The 17493-nt window shown below is 56.8% G+C and carries 16 protein-coding genes and 1 tRNA gene; 10 read left to right on the forward strand and 7 right to left on the reverse strand.

The genetic code is table 11. The features are described from left to right. Window positions 1–63: 63 nt before the first annotated feature. Window positions 64–468 carry a lysozyme inhibitor LprI family protein gene (locus tag ACSPHG_RS15060; RefSeq protein ID WP_435954324.1) on the forward strand — a complete coding sequence of 135 codons (405 nt, stop codon included), beginning with the start codon at window positions 64–66 and terminating at the stop codon, window positions 466–468. On the opposite strand, the gene rutR is transcribed toward ACSPHG_RS15060, so the two are convergent. From rutR to ACSPHG_RS15075, 3 genes are all read right to left on the reverse strand, one after another. Next, entirely contained in the window at window positions 465–1109 is a 645-nt protein-coding gene (gene rutR, locus ACSPHG_RS15065; protein WP_435954325.1) for an HTH-type transcriptional regulator RutR, read from the reverse strand. The genes ACSPHG_RS15060 and rutR overlap by 4 nt on opposite strands. A gap of 114 nt (window positions 1110–1223) precedes the next feature. Continuing rightward, window positions 1224–2156, reverse strand: a complete 933-nt coding sequence (locus ACSPHG_RS15070; protein WP_435954326.1) for a DMT family transporter — start codon at window positions 2154–2156, stop codon at window positions 1224–1226. A gap of 172 nt (window positions 2157–2328) precedes the next feature. Beyond that, window positions 2329–2520 (reverse strand): con-10 family general stress protein, encoded by a 192-nt coding sequence (locus tag ACSPHG_RS15075; RefSeq protein ID WP_435954327.1) that lies wholly within the window; start codon window positions 2518–2520, stop codon window positions 2329–2331. 393 nt (window positions 2521–2913) lie between these two features. Between ACSPHG_RS15075 and wrbA the strand changes: the two genes are divergently transcribed. Both wrbA and ACSPHG_RS15085 read left to right on the forward strand, forming a co-directional pair. After that, window positions 2914–3510 (forward strand): NAD(P)H:quinone oxidoreductase, encoded by a 597-nt coding sequence (gene wrbA, locus ACSPHG_RS15080; RefSeq protein ID WP_435954328.1) that lies wholly within the window; start codon window positions 2914–2916, stop codon window positions 3508–3510. A gap of 45 nt (window positions 3511–3555) precedes the next feature. Further along, on the forward strand, window positions 3556–3783 hold the full coding sequence (locus ACSPHG_RS15085) for a YccJ family protein (RefSeq protein WP_121267343.1): 228 nt from the start codon (window positions 3556–3558) through the stop codon (window positions 3781–3783). 125 nt (window positions 3784–3908) lie between these two features. Here the strand turns inward: ACSPHG_RS15085 and agp are convergent, their stop codons facing one another. Continuing rightward, window positions 3909–5156: a bifunctional glucose-1-phosphatase/inositol phosphatase gene (gene agp, locus ACSPHG_RS15090; RefSeq protein ID WP_435954329.1), complete on the reverse strand. Its 1248-nt coding sequence runs from the start codon at window positions 5154–5156 to the stop codon at window positions 3909–3911. Window positions 5157–5318: 162 nt separating this feature from the next. Between agp and ACSPHG_RS15095 the strand changes: the two genes are divergently transcribed. Then, the gene (locus tag ACSPHG_RS15095; RefSeq protein ID WP_435954330.1) at window positions 5319–5768 is read left to right on the forward strand and encodes a winged helix-turn-helix transcriptional regulator; all 450 of its coding nucleotides are present in this window, start codon (window positions 5319–5321) and stop codon (window positions 5766–5768) included. Between the two features lie 188 nt (window positions 5769–5956). Continuing rightward, window positions 5957–6748, forward strand: coding sequence for an SDR family NAD(P)-dependent oxidoreductase (locus ACSPHG_RS15100; RefSeq protein ID WP_435954331.1), 792 nt, complete (start codon window positions 5957–5959; stop codon window positions 6746–6748). Between the two features lie 31 nt (window positions 6749–6779). On the opposite strand, the gene ACSPHG_RS15105 is transcribed toward ACSPHG_RS15100, so the two are convergent. Beyond that, the gene (locus ACSPHG_RS15105) at window positions 6780–8198 is read right to left on the reverse strand and encodes a sugar porter family MFS transporter (RefSeq protein ID WP_435954332.1); all 1419 of its coding nucleotides are present in this window, start codon (window positions 8196–8198) and stop codon (window positions 6780–6782) included. Between the two features lie 429 nt (window positions 8199–8627). Between ACSPHG_RS15105 and ACSPHG_RS15110 the strand changes: the two genes are divergently transcribed. The 5 genes from ACSPHG_RS15110 (at window position 8628) to ACSPHG_RS15130 (ending at window position 15513) form a co-directional block, all read left to right on the forward strand. Further along, window positions 8628–10277 carry an ATP-binding protein gene (locus ACSPHG_RS15110; protein ID WP_435954333.1) on the forward strand — a complete coding sequence of 550 codons (1650 nt, stop codon included), beginning with the start codon at window positions 8628–8630 and terminating at the stop codon, window positions 10275–10277. Next, window positions 10270–10971, forward strand: coding sequence for a response regulator (locus ACSPHG_RS15115; RefSeq protein WP_435954334.1), 702 nt, complete (start codon window positions 10270–10272; stop codon window positions 10969–10971). Before ACSPHG_RS15110 ends, ACSPHG_RS15115 begins: the two co-directional genes overlap by 8 nt. A gap of 150 nt (window positions 10972–11121) precedes the next feature. Continuing rightward, window positions 11122–12210: an ABC transporter substrate-binding protein gene (locus ACSPHG_RS15120; RefSeq protein WP_435954335.1), complete on the forward strand. Its 1089-nt coding sequence runs from the start codon at window positions 11122–11124 to the stop codon at window positions 12208–12210. Between the two features lie 464 nt (window positions 12211–12674). After that, window positions 12675–14444, forward strand: a complete 1770-nt coding sequence (locus ACSPHG_RS15125) for an ABC transporter permease (protein WP_435954336.1) — start codon at window positions 12675–12677, stop codon at window positions 14442–14444. Then, the gene (locus tag ACSPHG_RS15130; RefSeq protein ID WP_435954337.1) at window positions 14437–15513 is read left to right on the forward strand and encodes an ABC transporter ATP-binding protein; all 1077 of its coding nucleotides are present in this window, start codon (window positions 14437–14439) and stop codon (window positions 15511–15513) included. The genes ACSPHG_RS15125 and ACSPHG_RS15130 overlap by 8 nt, the downstream gene beginning before the upstream one ends. A gap of 44 nt (window positions 15514–15557) precedes the next feature. Here the strand turns inward: ACSPHG_RS15130 and ACSPHG_RS15135 are convergent. Then, window positions 15558–15645 (reverse strand) — tRNA-Ser (locus ACSPHG_RS15135). A gap of 151 nt (window positions 15646–15796) precedes the next feature. Continuing rightward, on the reverse strand, window positions 15797–17374 hold the full coding sequence (locus ACSPHG_RS15140; RefSeq protein WP_435956034.1) for an ABC transporter substrate-binding protein: 1578 nt from the start codon (window positions 17372–17374) through the stop codon (window positions 15797–15799). Window positions 17375–17493 lie beyond the last annotated feature (119 nt).

The following is a 17493-nucleotide window of genomic DNA, read 5'->3' on the forward strand; positions in this document are numbered from 1 at the left end:
CTCTTTTTAACCACTGCGGCGGGTGGCGCGAGCTTTCCCCGCCCCTACGAAAAGGATCTGATCGTGATAAAAAAACGCTTAATTCTCGCGCTTTGCGGCCTGCTGCTTAGCACCGGCGCGCTGGCCGATGCCTGCGACTCGGCTACCTCGCAGGCGGACATGAATCAGTGCTACGGCGCTGAATATAAAAAGCAGGACGACGAGCTGAATAAGACCTACCAGCAGGTGATGAAGCGCGCAAACGACAAACAGAAAACGCAGCTCAAGGCGGCGCAAAACGCGTGGATTGCCTTTCGTGATGCCGACTGCGAGCTGCTAAGCTCGGGCGCGGAAACCGGCTCGGTCTACCCGATGGTTCACGCCATCTGCATGGCGGACAAAACCCGCGAGCGCACCGAACTGCTGAAAAGCACCCTTCAGTGCGAAGAGGGCGACGTCAGCTGCGTCTTCCCTCCCCAGCCAAATTAACGTACCCGAATCCCTTCAATAATCATCCGCTGCACGTTTTCCACCGTGCGGCGGAAAAAGTCCTCATTGCTCAAGCTGCTGCCCGTCACCGCCTCAACCTGGCTTGCGAAGTCCGCGTAATGCTGCGTGGTGGCCCACAGCATAAAGATCAGATGGTGCGGATCGACCGCCGCCAGCCTGCCGCTCGCCACCCAGCCCGCGATAATCGCCGACTTGTCCTCAACCAGGGTTTTCAGGTCGCCGGTTAGCTCTTCTTTTAACAGCGGCGCGCCCTGGAGCATTTCAAGGCAGAACAGGCGCGAGGCCTGCGGAAAGTCGCGCGAGACTTCAAGCTTCAGGCGAATGTATTCCCCGATGGCGACCAGCGGCTCCAGATCCTCGCGGAACGCGCGCAGCGGCGCGAGCCAGATATCGAGGATTTGCTTGAGTACCGCAACATAGAGCGCTTCTTTTGAAGGGTAATAATAGAGAAGGTTGGTTTTCGACACCTCGGCGCGTTCGGCAACCTTTTCAAGGCTGGTGCCGTGGATACCGTATTGAGAAAAGAACTCCAGGCCTGCGGCCAGAATGGCCTGTTTTTTGGCGGCTACGGCGATCGATCGCCGCCCCGTTTGTTTGGTTTGTAATACGCCTTCAGCCATGCGAGAACCCCCTACTAAGATATTCCTCAAGCATAGCTTAATCGTATGTTTTCAACGATATATTTGAACTTTGTACGCGTGGGAGTGCTGGATTTTTACGCCAATGCGGCAGCTTCAGGAGCCCTGCTGCGATATATCGTTTTCCGTCACCGCCCGCGCCTGAACTTTCTTGCGCTTTAACTTCAATTCGCTGACCAGTACGCCAAGCACGATCAGCGCGCCGCCGAGCAGCGCCAGCATCGGCAAACGCTCCCCCGCAATACGCCCGAAAACGCCTGCCCAAACCGGCTCGCCGGTGTAAATCACCGTGGCGCGGGTCGGGGAAACGCTGCGCTGCGCCCAGTTCATCGTCACCTGAATAATAGCGCTGAAAATGCCAAGCCCGAGGGCGATGACCACCAGCCCCGTGCTGAACGGCGGAACGCTCTCCCCGGCTGGCACCATCGTCGCAAAGGCCACGACCGACGCGGTTGCCAGCTGAACGACCGTAACGCGCTTGATGTCCACCTTCCCGGCCCACAGGCTTATCATGATGATTTCGGCGGCAATCGCCAGGGCGCTTATCAGCGTGATAATTTCGCCCGCGCCAAGCGTAAGCGACGTGCCCTCCGGCCCGGCCAGAAATATCAGCCCCACAAACGCCAGCGCCACGCCTATCCACGACATCAGCCCAGGCATTTTACCCAGGCAAACCCATTGCAAAACCGGCACCAGCGGAACGTACATCGCGGTGATAAAAGCGGATTTGCTGCTGGGAATGGTTTGCAGCCCCCAGGTCTGCATGCTGTAGCCAATGGCGATTGACACCCCAATCGCCACGCCCGCCTTCACTTCAAGCCATGTCAGCCCGCGCAGGGATTTCAGCGACAGCAGCCCGACGGCCAGGGCGGCTGTCGCAAAACGCAGGCCGACGAAAAAGAACGGCCCGCTCATGGTCATCGCGTACTGCACGGCAAGGAAGGTTCCGCCCCAGAACATGGTAATCAGGATGAGTATCGCTTCCTGAGGTTTGACGGAAAAGGCGTAGCGGCGCAGCAATGCGGACATGACGTTACCAGCATGAATTCAGAGGATGAATAAGAGAGGCGACTATAGTGCGATCGGTTAGCGGGGGGCGCAATGGGGGCGAGAAAATAAAAAACCGCCGGAAAGGTCCGGCGGTCGGGACGGGCAATCAGCCGTGATGTGAAACCAGGTGACTAATCGCTTTTAGCTTAGGCTACTTACTTTTATTACCGTTACCGCTACTGCTGCCATGGCTGTTTTTGCCCCCTTTTTGGCCTGCTTCAGAGGCGCGCTGCGGGTCATTTTTAAAGTTCCCGCCGCTGTGCTGGCCACCTTTACGACCTGCTTCTGATGCTCTTTCACGGTCTTCAGCGAAATTACCTGAACCACCACGATGGTTTGCCATTTCTAACCTCCAGATTGGTGAAATTATTAAGTCATCATTCTGCATTCAGTAAAAGAGAGATTCTTTCACCGCGCGGCCTGAGGCTTGTGCCGTCATCGTTGCCGCGTGGAACTAAGCTTAGTGTAGTGAGGCCAATTGACCAGTAAACGGTAATATTTCGCAACATGTAATCGCCGGAAAGACTGAATTTTTAAACGGCGTAACCCATAAGATATTCTTATTTTTGGCGAAATAATCACCTTCTGAAAATGTGACCTAATGCTACATTTCGGCGCTTTGCCGGAAGATTGTGGTGCATCAATGAAAAGGCAGTCTGGTTTGCACTCTGCGGCACAGGGCATATCTTTAAAGTACCGCTGCAAAACGCTGCAGTTCTTTGAGGAGTGAAGAAAGATGGCAAAAGTACTGGTGCTCTATTATTCCATGTATGGACATATCGAAACCATGGCTCACGCCGTGGCAGAAGGCGCTCAGAAGGTTGATGGTGTGGAAGTCACGGTGAAACGCGTGCCCGAAACCATGTCGGCCGAAGCCTTCCTGAAAGCGGGCGGCAAGACGCAAAATGCCCCGCAGGCCACGCCGCAGGAGCTGGCAGAGTACGACGCCATTATATTCGGTACCCCAACCCGCTTCGGCAACATGTCCGGGCAAATGCGCACCTTCCTCGACCAGACCGGTGGCCTGTGGGCGTCCGGCGGGCTTTACGGCAAGCTTGCCAGCGTGTTTAGCTCAACCGGCACCGGCGGCGGGCAGGAACACACGATTTCCTCCACCTGGACTACGCTTGCACATCATGGGATGGTCATTGTGCCGATCGGCTATGCGGCGCAGGAGCTGTTCGATGTTTCTCAGGTACGCGGCGGCACGCCGTACGGTGCCACAACGATTGCCGGTGCCGACGGTTCACGCCAGCCGAGCAATGAGGAGCTGTCCATCGCTCGCTATCAGGGTGAATACGTAGCGGGCCTGGCGGTCAAGCTGCACGGTTAATAACGACACGGTTAATAACAATTCGATTAATGAAAGGAGAAGCCTATGCCAACTCAAGAATCCAAAGCGCATCACGTCGGGGAATGGGCGAGCCTCCGCAACACTTCTCCTGAAATAGCGGAAGCTATTTTCGAAGTGGCGAAGTACGACGAAAAGCTCGCCGAGAAAATTTGGGAAGAAGGCAGCGATGAAGTGCTGCTGAAGGCGTTTGAGAAAACGGATAAAGATTCGCTGTTTTGGGGCGAACAGACCATCGAACGTAAAAACGTTTAGCGTGAAAAACCCCGCGATGCCGCGGGGTTAGTTCTTTCAGGTGGATGGTGCTTTCGCTTATCCACCCTACAATTCAGACAAATATAGGTCGGGTAAGCGAAGCGCCACCCGACTTTCACAGTGAATTACTTCTCTGCCACCGTCTTATTCAACACCTCGGTGAATTTATCCCACGGACAAAAACCGTTCGCATCCGTCGGGCAGCCGTTAAGCTGCAGCGTGACGCGTTTTGGCGGCTGTTGCAGGCTCAGCACTTCGCCGTTGCGCAGCTGCTCGCTGCTCTGATAGACGTATTCCACCTTCATCAGCTCGCGGTTGTTGTTGGCGTCGTGCCAGCGCTGGAACATGATTTTGCCGCCGATTGGCGTGCGCTCGTTTTGCTCCGGCAGCTGATAATCCTTGAAATCCATCGCGGTCAGCAGCGAAGCAATGTTGGAGTCATGCCCAACCAGCAGGGTGATTTTCGGCCCCTTCGCTTCGCCACCCGCCAGCGCCTTCTGGATGTATTTCACCAGCGGTGCGGCGACGTTGCGCGCTACTTCAGGTGAGGTGAACAGCGTGTCCTGATAGCCGTTTTTCAGCTGTGACAGCACGCGCCACTGCTGGTCGGTTTTGATTTGGCCCCAGGCAACCTGGTCAAGCGGGAATCCTTCGTAATACTGCAACGTGAAAGCGTCCACCAGCGAGTTGCCGACCTTCAGCGGGCCGCTCACGCCCGGCTCTTCCTTGGCGTTAGCGGTAAACTTGTCCTTCGCAGCGGTGAGGTCACACTGCTGTTTTTCTTTGCAGGTTGGCGAATCCTTAAAGTCGGTGACCTGCTCGAGCAGCTTGTAGCTGTCCTCAAGCTTGTAGTGCTCGCGCTGGGCCTCCATCGCCTTCACCGCCGCCTGCTGGAACTCCGGCGAGTCGTTGGTGATGACCGGGTTGAAGGTTGGGTCCATGGTGCCCATTTTTTCCTGATGGTGTACGGGCACGTCGCAGCCGGGGAACGCCCCGGTGATAAAGAACTGGGCGGTCGCCACGGTGCGCTGCAGGCTGTTGGCGTAGGCATAAACGCTTTGCGGCGTTGGGCACTCCCCGCTTTTCACCAGCCCCTGCTCGGCCAGCCATTCACGCATGTAATGACCCATGTACACTTCCAGCACGCCACCTTTGGTGGTGAGCTGCCCGCCCGGCACGTCCCATTCAGGCCATGATTGCGCGGTCGACTGTTCCAGCACGCTGCCGTTGTTCGCCAGCGGCGCGCGCAGGTTGTGGCGGCTCATCAGCAGAACCTGCTCAAGCTGATACCCATCCGGAGCGGCTTCGGCATTCGCCATTCCCGGAGCAAAACAGGCCACGGCCAGTAATGAGGCGACGATTTTTTTATTCATTCCTTATTCCTCAAGAGGTTATTGCAGCAAAAGTGCCGTCGTACAGTTTGGCAGAAAAAAAGCCGCCCGCCCGGTAACGGGATCGCAAAACGGTGGATTGCGGGTTGGCGCGCCCGGCCGATAAGTTTTATAATTAAACTATTATCGTTAACCGGAGGCCGTATGAAACGAAAAAGCATGGAGAACAGCGTCTGTTCCGTCGCCCGCACGCTGGACGTCATCGGCGACTGGTGGTCGCTGCTGATCGTGCGCGACGCGCTCAACGGCCTGACCCGCTTCGGTGAATTCCAGAAAAACCTCGGCATCGCCAAAAACATGCTGACCCAGCGTCTGAAACAGCTGGTTGAACAGGGAATTCTTGAGGTGCGCCCCGCCGCCGACGGCTCGGCATGGAACGAATACGTGCTGACGGATAAGGGCCGCGCGCTGCAAACCGTGCTGGTCGCCCTGTCACAATGGGGCGGCGAGCACCTGTACGAATGCGCAGAGCAGTGCAGCGTGCTGGTGGATTCCCGCCAGCGCCAGCCTTTGCGCAAGCTGGTGCCGCAGGCGCAGGACGGTCGCGAGCTGGCCGCAGATGAAATTCTACCGCTGCAGCGCACTCATCCCTGAGATTGCGCTTTAAAATTCAAGGCAGTGGCTCCGGCTGCTGCCGTCACCCGATTTAAACTTCCCTTCTGCCCGGCGACAAAAGCAAAAAAAATCGCCCATAGTGGTTGCATAATAAAACCTTTCTCACTATCGTTAATTTGGTTTCATTATTAAACCACCAACCCACAGCCATTTTAGAGGTATGCCCCATGTCCACATCCCGTTCTGTAGCACTGATCACCGGCGCGTCTTCAGGCATTGGCGCGGTCTACGCCGATCGTTTTGCCGCACGCGGCTATGACCTTCTGCTGGTCGCGCGTCGCGAAGATCGCCTTCAGGCGCTGGCGAGAAAATTTGAAGCCGAGTATGGCGTTGCGGTCAGCACGCTACGCGCGGATCTAGGGGATGACGCGGGCATTCGCGCCGTCGAGGACGTGCTGCAAAGCAACGAGCGAATCGGCGTGCTGGTCAACAACGCTGGAACCGCCCACATGGCGCCGTTTATCTCCGGCAGCGCCGGGCTGCATCAGGCCGATATCGCGCTGAACATTACCTCGTTAACCCGCCTGAGCCTCGCCGCGCTGGGCCAGTTCCAGGCTCGTGACGGGGGCACGCTGATTAACATCGCTTCCGTTCTCGCCCTTCACGCTCGCGCGGGAAGCGCCGTTTACAGCGGCACCAAGGCCTACGTGCTGAACTTTACTCGCGGATTGCAGGAAGAGTTCGCCGGAACCCACGTGCGCATTCAGGCCGTGCTGCCAGCGGCGACGGCCACCGAGATTTGGGGTATTTCCGGGGTGCCTGTGGATTCGCTGCCTGCCGACTCGGTAATGACCGCCGAGCACATGGTGGACGCGTCGCTGGCGGGTTTGGATCAGGGGGAAGCGGTAACTATTCCGCCGCTGCATGACGTGACGTTGTGGGATACCTACGAGGCCGCGCGGCTGGAGATCTTTGCCGCAGCGCGAACCGGCCAGCCCGCTCCGCGCTATCAGAAGTAACGGCTAAAGGCGGGTTTGACCCGCCTTTAGCTTAAATCCCAATGTTGCGAAGCTTTTCCCCCGACATCAGCTTTTTCTCGATGTGCTCAAGCGTGACGTTCTTGGTTTCCGGAATGAGCCAGTAGGTAACGCCCACGAACAGCAGGTTCAGCGCGGTATAGATCCAGAAGGTGGAGGCGGCCCCAACGTTATCCAGCAGCGTCAGGAAGGTTGCGCCGATGATCATGTTCGACACCCAGTTGGTGGTGGTTGAACAGGTGACCCCGAAATCGCGGCATTTCAGCGGCTGAATTTCGGAGCACAGAATCCACACCACGGGTGCGGCGCTCATGGCGTAGCCCGCGATGCACATCATCGTCATGCCGACGGACAGCCAGGATAAACCGGCCGAGCTCGCGCCGTTTTCCACCTGCATCAGGCAGTAGCCCAGCACCAGCGTACCCAGCGCCATAACGGTAAAACCGATTTTCAGCGCGGGCTTTCTGCCGTTTTTATCGACCGTAAACACGGCAATGAAGGTGGCAAACATGAAGGTTAAGCCAACGACGACCGTGGCAATCATTTGGTCATGCGTGGAGCTGAACCCGGCCATTTCGAAGATCTTCGGCGCGTAGTACATGATGATGTTCATGCCGGTGAACTGCTGCATCGCCTGCAACAGCATGCCGAGAAACACCGCGCGCCTGACGTTGCGGTTGGTTTTGAATAGCGACCAGCCGCCCTGCTTGACCTTCAGGCTTTCACGAATTTCGTTCAGCTCTTCACGCGCCTTTTCCGAGGTGTCGCGCAGCATGCGCAGCACTTCTTCTGCTTTGACATGCTGCCCTTTCGCGGCCAGCCAGCGCGGGCTATTAGGCAGGAAAATCACCATCGCCAGCAAAGCCACCGCCGGGAGCGCCAGTATCCCCAGCATTGCCCGCCAGTTGCCGCTGTAGCTGAACGCGGTGTCGGATAAAAACGCCAGCACGATGCCCAGCGTCACCATCAGCTGATACATGCTGATCATCTTGCCGCGCACGTTTTCCGCCGCCATTTCAGACAGATATAAAGGCGCCGTGTACGAGGCAATGCCGACGGCGACGCCTAAAATCACGCGGGCAAAGAGAAGAATTTCGAGGTTGGTCGCAAAGGCCGAGCCAAGCGAACCGGCGATAAACAGTATCGCGCCGACCAGCAGGCTGTATTTTCGACCAAGACGATGCGACAGCCAGCCGTTAAACAGCGCGCCCATGGCGGCCCCCAGCATCATGCTGCTCACCACCCACTCCTGCGCGCGGCTGGTCAGCGAAAAGTGATCGGTCAGAAAAGGCAGGGCACCGGCAATCACGCCGATATCCAGCCCAAAGAGCAGCCCGGCCACGGCGGCAGAGACCGAAACAAACATGTTCATACGGCGAACTTTGCGCTCGTGCGAGCTCTGGATCTGTGGGGCATCACTGACATAAGACATCGTACAACTCCTGCCTTTATGGAAAGTATGGGTTGCCCATACGGTAGGAGATCTTGCGCCGTGCCCGTCAGGTGAAAAGGGGCGAAGAGATGGATGATACTGCTGCACCGGATGGTTTTGTGATGCAGGTTTCAATTATGCGCAGGCACAAAAGGCGAAATATCGTCCGCAATTCGATAAAAATAAAGGCAAAAAATCATCACACATACTTTTTGTGTATATATTCAACAATTGCCGATATGGATTTTTATTGTTTGACTTAGGCTTAGTGTAAAATCCGCACGCCGCTAAAACCCGTGTTCAGGCTGCACGTCAAAAACGCCAAGGCTTTAGCCACTTCACAACTCTGCAACGGGTCTATTACCCGTCCGATAATGCCGTGCTAGTCTGCACAAATGTTAATTTTTTGTTATTTCCGGTACGGAAGGTATGAACCGCAGACTGCCGTTTCAGGTAAAGCTTTTTTTGTCGCTGGTAGGATTCTCGTGCCTGCTGCTGGCGCTGCTGGGCGGCATTTTATATCATGTTATCAACCGCCAGCTTCACCGCGATCTGGGGCAGCGCGCCCGCGTGCAGGCCAGTGAAATCGCGCTGATGCCGGGACTGGCGGATAAGGTCGCGGCCAGGGATGTTCCAGGCATTGCGCGCCTGATTCAGCCGCTGCGCAACCAAAGCGATGCCAGCTATTTTGTGATTGGCGATGTGAATGAGCGCCACCTCTATCACTCCGAATCCCCCGAACGCCTTTATCTGCCGATGATTGGCGGCGATAACGCCGAGGTGTTACAGGGGAAGACCATTATTTCCCAACGCCTGGGCGGTATCGGCGTTTCTTTGCGCAGCAAGGCACCGATACTTGATGCCGATAATCAGGTGATCGGCATCGTTTCCATCGGCTACCTCACCTCTTATATCGCCAATATCAACGCCCGTCTGCTCTGGCAGGCGACGCTGTACGGTCTGCTGCTGCTGTTGCTGCTGTTTATTTTTTCCTGGATGTTCACCCGCAACGTAAAAAGGCAGATGTTCTGGCTGGAGCCGAGAGACATCGCGATGCTGGTACGCCAGCAGAAGGCGCTGCTCGAGGCGATGTATGAAGGGGTGTTTGCCATTAACGCCGACAGGCAGCTGATTTTAATCAACCACGCCGCGCGGGATCTGCTGGATATTCACCACCCCGAAAACGAGATGCTCGGCAAACCGCTGACGGACGTTATCCAACTGCCACCGGCCTTTTTTAGCGAGGCCGGTACGGCTGAAAGCCGCCGCCATCACGACAGGATAATCGTGCTCAACCAGCGGCAGGTGATCGTGAACCGCGTGCCGATCGAGCTTGAGCCCGATGCCGAAAGCGGATGGGTTTTCAGCTTCCGCGATAAAAACGACATCAATACCCTGAGCAGCCAGCTGAGCCAGGTGAAGCGCTACGCGGATAACCTGCGCATCATGCGCCACGAACAGCTGAACTGGACGGCGACGCTTGCGGGGCTGCTGCAGATGAAACGCTACGACGACGCGATGCGCTATATTCAGGCCCAGTCCGAAGGCGCGCAGTCGGTGCTGGATTTTGTTTCCGCCCACGTGACCTCGCCCGCGCTGTGCGGCCTGCTGCTGGGGAAATACGTTAGCGCGCGGGAAAAAGGCATTGAGCTGGCTTTCGACCCCGCCTGCCAGCTGGCGCAAATCCCGCGCGCTATCAGCGAAACGGCGCTGCTGTCGGTGATCGGCAATCTGCTGGATAACGCCGTGGATGCCACCCTCAGCGCACGGGCGTCGGCTCCCGTAGAACTTTATATTTCCGACAGAAACCAGGAGCTGCTTATCGAAGTGGCCGACCGGGGATGCGGCGTGAACGATGCGCTAAAGCCGCACATCTTCGAACAGGGCGTGACCAGCAAGCCCACGGACGGCGGGGATCTGGCCGGGTCCGATCACGGCATTGGCCTGTACCTGGTGGCGGGCTACGTGCGCCAGGCCGGGGGCAGCATCGAAGTCGCCGACAACCGGCCGCAGGGCACCATTTTTTCCGTTTTTATTCCCTTCTTGCCAGACGAGCCAGCAGGACAACAGCATGAATAATAGAACGCTTTTTGATGTCGTCATCGTGGAAGACGAACCCTATCTCGCCGGATTACACCGCGATTTCATCGAGCAAAACTTTCGGCTGCGCGTGGTGGGCATTGCCGGGACGATTGAGCAGGCGCGCGCGCTGATTGAGCGGCATCAGCCGCATCTGGTGCTGCTCGACAACTTCCTGCCCGACGGCCAGGGCGTGGAGCTGATCGCCTCATCCCAGCTCAAAAACTGCGATTGTTCGGTGATATTTATCACCGCGGCGAGCGATATGCAGACCTGTAGCCAGGCCATGCGCAGCGGCGCGTTCGACTACATCATCAAGCCGGTGTCGTTTCATCGCCTGCGCAGTTCGCTTGAGCGTTTTATGCAGCTGGCCAAAACCCTGCGCCAGGTGACGGTTGTCGACCAAAGCGCGCTCGACCGGCTCTACAATCTACCCACGATCAATACGCCGCCCTCGCCCTCTACCAAAGGCATTGAGCCTAACACCCTGGATAAGGTGCAGCGCATTTTCACGGACAGACCGGACGCGAACTGGTCCGTTGAGCAGGTTGTGGAAGAGGTCGGCATCAGCAAAACGACGTGCCGCCGGTATCTGGAATACTGCGTGGAGATGGGTTTTATCGGCATCGAGATGCAGTACGGCAATATCGGCCATCCCCGGCGGCTGTACCGCAAGAAATCTGCCGTGCGCTAGGCTGTCGTCTCGTGGTGTTAATGGTGTTAATTGCCCAAAAAAAGCCGCGAATCACAAATCCAGAAGTTAAAAAGATGCCCCTATTGTCTGGCCGACGCGACACGCTATGTTGATTTTTAGTTACCACGGTAAAACTAAAGGTCAATAATAATGTTAAATAAATTAAATCTTTCTCTGCTCTCTACCGCCGTGCTGATGTCGGCTTCCGTCCTGTCCGCGTTACCCCAGGGCTACCCGGCCGACTATCAAAAAATCGTCGACGCCGCGACCAAAGAAGGCAAGGTCGTCATTTATTCAACCACGGATACCAAGGCCGCAGGCCCGCTGATTCAGGGATTTGAGGCCGCCTACCCCGGCATTAAGGTTGAATATAACGACATGAACAGCACCGAGCTGTACAACCGTTATATCAGCGAACAGGCGGCGGGCGGCACCAGCGGCGACGTGGTGTGGAGTTCGTCGATGGACACGGGCCTCAAGCTCTCCGTCGACTACGCGCAGGAATATAAATCCCCCGAGCAGGGCCAGCTGCCGAAATGGGCGGTGTGGAAGGACAAGGCCTACGGCACAACCTACGAGCCGGTGGTGTTTATCTATAACAAGCGCCAGATCCCGGCAGGCGAAGTCCCCGATTCCCACACCGCGCTGGCAAAACTCATTTCCAGCCAGCCCGACAAATTCAGCAAAAAAGTCACCACCTACGATATCGAAAAGTCGGGACTCGGCTTCATGCTTTCCGTGCAGGATTCGAAGGCCGATCCTGACTATTTTAAAACGCTCGCCGACGTCGCTAAAGGCGGCCTGGCGGTTCAGTCCTCGACCGGCACCATGATGGAGCGCGTGTCGTCTGGCGAAAACCTGATTGGCTTTAATATCCTCGGTTCCTACGCCGAAGCGCGCGCTAAAACCGATCCTTCGCTCGGCATCTCTTATCCGAAAGATTACACCCTCGTGCTGTCACGCGTTTCGTTCATCAGCCAGCAGGCGCAGAACGGCAACGCCGCGAGGCTGTGGCTGGACTACGTGCTGTCTGAAAAAGGCCAGAGCATTCTGGCAAATCAGGCGGATATCCCCTCAATTCGCAACGATATCGAAGGCAAAAACGATATCGACGGCATGACCAAAATGTTCGGCAACGCGCTCAAGCCGATTCCGGTTGACGAAAGCCTGCTTGAGTACCTGCAGCCAAAAAAACGCCTCGAGTACATTAAAGAGTGGCGCACCGCCGCCGCGAAATAAAACACCGGCGGTGGATGGCGCTTCGCTTATCCACCCTACAAAACCGCCCGACATTAAAAGCCAATCGTAGGTCGGATAAGCGAAGCGCCATCCGACAGTTAAAACCAACCGTAGGTCGGATAAGCGAAGCGCCGCCCGACAGTTAAAACCAACCGTAGGTCGGATAAGCGCAGCGCCATCCGACAGTTAAAACCAACCGTAGGTCGGATAAGCGAAGCGCCATCCAACAGTTAAAGCCATTCGTAAGTTGGATAAGCGAAGCGCCGTCCGACAGTTAAAGCCATTCGTAGGTCGGATAAGCGAAGCGCCATCCGACAGTTAAAACCAACCGTAGGTCGGATAAGCGAAGCGCCATCCGACAGTTAAAGCCATTCGTAGGTCGGATAAGCGAAGCGCCGTCCAACAGTTAAAGCCATTCGTAGGTCGGATAAGCGAAGCGCCATCCGACAATTAAGGGAAGCCCCATGAATGCATTGCTCCGAAAGTGGCAGAGCCTGCCGCGCGGCGTTGTGGTGCTGATAACCGCGCTGGTTATCTACGTTCCGCTGTCGTTTATCGTGATTCAAAGCTTTCTCTCCGCGCCCTTTTTTGCGCCGTCGAAGGAGTGGAGCCTCGAGTCCTTTGAGTTTATTTTTACCGACCCGGATTTCTATAAGGCGCTAAAAAGCGGGTTTATTCTCGCCTTCGGACTGGTGATTATCGCCATTCCGCTGGGCGGGATTTTAGCCTTTTTGATGGTGCGCACCGATTTGCCCGGCAGGCGCGTTATCGAGCCGCTGATTCTGGTGCCTATTTTCGTTTCGCCAATGGTGCTGGGGTTTGGCTACGTGGTCGCCGCCGGGCCGGTGGGGTTCTTTTCGCTGTGGGCGCAGGCGATACTCGGCTTCGTGCCGTGGAATATCTACGATATGTCGAGCATCGTGGTAATTGCGGGCCTGACGCACGTTCCGCACGCCTATCTGTATATCTCCTCCGCCTTGCGCAGCGTCGGTTCGGACGTTGAGGAAGCCGCGCGTACCGCTGGCGCGTCGCCGCTACAGGTAATGACGGCGGTGAGCCTGCCGATGGTGCGCCCGTCGATTCTTTACGCGTCGGTGTTGCTGTTCTTCCTCGGGCTGGAAGTGTTCGGCCTGATGCTGGTGCTGGGCGACCCGGAAGGCAACATGGTGCTGGCGACCTATCTCTATCAGCTGACCAACAAGCTCGGCACGCCGTCCTACCATTTAATGGCCGCCGTCGCCGTGGTGCTGATCTGCATCACGATCCCGCTGGTGGCGCTGCAACGCCGCCTGATGCGCACCGCCAACCGGTTTGTGACGGTAAAAGGCAAGGCGTCGCAGGCCCGGGCGTTGCCGCTGGGAAAATGGCGCTGGGTCGCAGGCGCGGTGGTGGCATTTTGGCTGACGGTGACCATCGGCGTGCCGCTGTTAGGCGTCGTGCTGCGCGCGTTTATCTCCAACTGGGGCGTTGGCGTTTCGCTTTGGGACGAGCTGTCGCTCAATACCTTCCGCAGCATTTGGGAGCAGCCGAACCTGCTGCGGGCAATCGTCAACTCCATGGCGATTGGCGTTATCGGCGGCGCGCTGGCCGTAGCGTGCTATCTGTTTATCGGCATCGCCATGCACCGCAAACCCGACAACGTTACCCGCTTTCTTGACTACAGCGTGCTGGTGCCGCGCGCGGTGCCCGGGCTGCTGGCTGGCCTGGCGTTTCTGTGGGTGTTCCTGTTCCTGCCGATGTGGCTCGATAACGCGCTGAAGTCCGGCTGGCTTTCCGGCATGCCGTGGTCGCAGTGGCTGCGGGATAACTTTGTTGTCTGGCTGCGGTCGCTGCGCAGCACCATTTTCAGCGTCTGGCTGGCCTACACCGTGGTGTGGATGGCCTACGGCCTGCGTCTGATTTCCTCCACGCTGCTGCAGGTGGGGCCGGAGCTGGAAGAAGCCGCCCGCAGCACGGGGGCCACGCGGGGGCAAATCACCCGCCACGTTACCATCCCGCTTTCACGCTACGGGCTGATTGGCTCCTGGCTGCTGATGTTCCTGATTTTTGAGCGCGAATACTCAACCGGCGTGTACCTGCTGTCGCCGGGCACCGAAACCATCGGCTCGATGCTGGTTTCTCTGTGGGCGGCGGGCGCCATTGATATCGTCGCAGCCCTCTCGTTTATTAATATCCTGCTGGTCGTCGTAGGCCTGGGGATCGCCCTTCGCTTTGGAGTGAAACTACATGATTGAACTATCGGTGGACAACCTGCACTTAACCTACGGCGACAACCCGGTGCTCAAGGGCGTTTCCATGAATTTGAAGCGCGGCGAGGTGGTTTCCCTGCTCGGCCCTTCCGGCAGCGGCAAAACGACGCTGCTGCGTGCGGTTGCGGGCCTGGAAAAACCCACCCAGGGCAGCATCGTTATCGGCAATAACAAAGTGTATGACGGCACGCCGCGCAGCGAGGTTCCGGCCGAGGAGCGCAATTTGGGGCTGGTTTTTCAGTCCTACGCGCTGTGGCCGCACAAGACGGTGTTTGAGAACGTCGCCTATCCGCTAAAGCTGCGCAAGGTGGCAAGCGGGGAGATAGCCCAACGGGTACAGGCGGTGCTGGACCAGCTTGGCCTCGGGCATCTCGGCAAACGTCACCCCTATCAGCTTTCCGGCGGCCAGCAGCAGCGCGTGGCGATTGGCCGCGCGCTTGTTTACAACCCGCCGGTGATCCTGCTCGACGAGCCGCTGTCCAACCTGGACGCCAAGCTGCGGGAAGAAGCCCGCGTGTTCCTGCGCGAGCTGATTATCAAGCTCGGCCTGTCGGCGCTGATGGTGACGCACGATCAGAACGAAGCGATGGCGATTTCTGACCGTATCCTGCTGCTCAACAACGGCAAAATCGAACAGCAGGGCACGCCGCAGGAGATGTACGGCTCGCCCAGGACGCTGTTTACCGCAGAGTTTATGGGCAGCAATAACCGCCTGCACGGCAAGGTGACCGACGTACGCGACGGCAAAGCGCGTATCGAAGGCAAAGGCTGGGCGCTGTGGGGAATGGCGGGTGAAGGCGTACAAAGCGGGCAGGAAGGTACGGCGATTATTCGCGTGGAACGCGTGGTGCTGACCGATGCACCGGGCATGAGCGAAAACCAGCTGGAGCTGCCGCTGCTGACCAGCATGTATCTGGGCGACCGCTGGGAGTATCTGTTCCGCACCTCGGGGGATGATTTCGTTATCCGCGCCTATGGGAAAGAGGTGCGGGATGCGCAGCACTGCTGGCTGGAGCTGCCCGCGCGGGCTGTTTGGGTGTTTGGTAAATCGTAAAAACGAAAAAGCCCCAGCTTATTTCTAAGCTGGGGCTTAAATGTTGGCGGAAGCGCAGAGATTCGAACTCTGGAACCCTTTCGGGTCGCCGGTTTTCAAGACCGGTGCCTTCAACCGCTCGGCCACACTTCCAACGAGGCGAACTATAAACATACCCATACTTCATGTAAAGCACGATTTTGTTCGTTCGCCTTAAAAACAGCCAATTTTGGTTTTTTTGGCTGAAACACCAACAATTTGATTAGTTTAACAACACTTCTACCTGTCTTTTTTCACCCGGCTGTTAGTGTTTTTTGATGTACATATCTTTGGTGTAGTAGAAACCGAGGTTGTTTGGGGCGTATCCACCAACATACGGTTTCACCAGCTGCGCGATGACATAGTGATAAACCGGGATGGCGGGGACGTCTTCCGCAAGCTGGTTTTCGGCCTGCTGATAAAATTTACCGCGCTCTTCGACGCTATCCGCTTTGGCGGCGTTCTTTAACGCTTCGTCATATTTGGCATTGGTGTACTGCGAGGTGTTTTCGCTGTCGCCGGTGCGGAAGTTATTCAGGAAGGTCGCTGCATCATCGTAATCTGCAATCCACGCGTAGCGCACGGCTTCGAAATTGCCGCTGTGCATGGTGTCGAGCATGGTTTTCCATTCCTGGTTTTGCAGCTTCGCCTCCACGCCCAGGTTTTTGCTCCACATTGAGCTTGCCGCGATGGCGATACGCTTGTGGTTTTCAGAGGTGTTGTACAAAAGATTGAATGACAGCGGGTGCGTGGCGTTATAGCCCGCGGCTTCCAGCAGTTTTTTCGCCTCGGCTATGCGCTTCTCGTGGCTCCAGCTGGCGTAGTCAGGTGACTTTATTTCTACTCCACCAATCTTCTGCTGGCTGACGACCCAGGCCGGGATCTGCCCCTGCCCCAGCACTTTGTTGGCGATAATATCTTTATCCAGCGCCATATTCAGCGCCCTGCGCACCCTGGCATCGTTAAACGGCGCTTTGGTGGTGTTGAATTCGTAATAGTAGGTGGCAAGCTTCGGCGTTACCTTTACCTGATCCGGAATCGATTTTTTCAGCGAAGCGAAGAGGTTTTGCGGCACAACGTAGACAATGTCGATTTCGCCTGCTTTGTAACGGTTGATATCTGCCGTTTCGGAGCTTATCGGCAGATAGGTGACTTTGTTGATGACGGTATGCGCGTCGTCCCAATACTGCCTGTTGCGCTCGCCGATAATTTTCTCGTTCACCACCCACTGCGCAATGGTGTACGGGCCGCTGCTGACGAAGTTGCCCGGCTGGGTCCACTTTTCGCCGAATTTTTCAACGACATCTTTATCAATAGCCACCAGCGAAGGGTGGGCGAGCATGGCTAAAAACGCCGCCGTTGGCTGGGTTAGCGTAATTTGCAGGGTACTGTCGTCCAGCGCCTTCACGCCCAGGGCGTCCGCCGTTTTCGTTCCCTGCGCTATTTCAGCAGCGTTCAGGACATGCATGTTGCCGAGATAGCTTGCGTAAGGCGAGGCGGTTTTCGGATCGACGAGGCGCTGCCAGCTCCAGACCACGTCCTGCGCTTTTATCGGCTGGCCGTTCGACCACTTTATGCCGGGGCGCAGGTGGAACGTCCAGACGGTGCTGTCTTTCTCTTCCCATTTTTCGGCGAGGCGCGGTTCAATCGAACCATCGTTGCGTACGGCGACCAGGCCATCAAAAAAGTCGCTGATTAGCGTAAATTCGACATCGCTCTCAACCTTATGCGGGTCCAGCGACGCGGGTTCGCTGCCGTTGTTTCGCACCAGCTCCTGTTTTGCTGCAAGCTCGGTCCCTGCCGGAACGTTTGCTGCCCATGCGCCGCATGCCGCGCTGGCCATGCTGAGGGCAATAAAAGATTTGATCAGTTTGTTGTGGTTGGTTGCTTTCATTAAACACGCCTTATTTGAGTTATTAATGACGGTACGGCTATCACTCTTAGTCAGGAACGTTTGATAAG

The organism is Dryocola baronae (assembly GCF_051297175.1).
Taxonomy (GTDB): domain Bacteria; phylum Pseudomonadota; class Gammaproteobacteria; order Enterobacterales; family Enterobacteriaceae; genus Dryocola.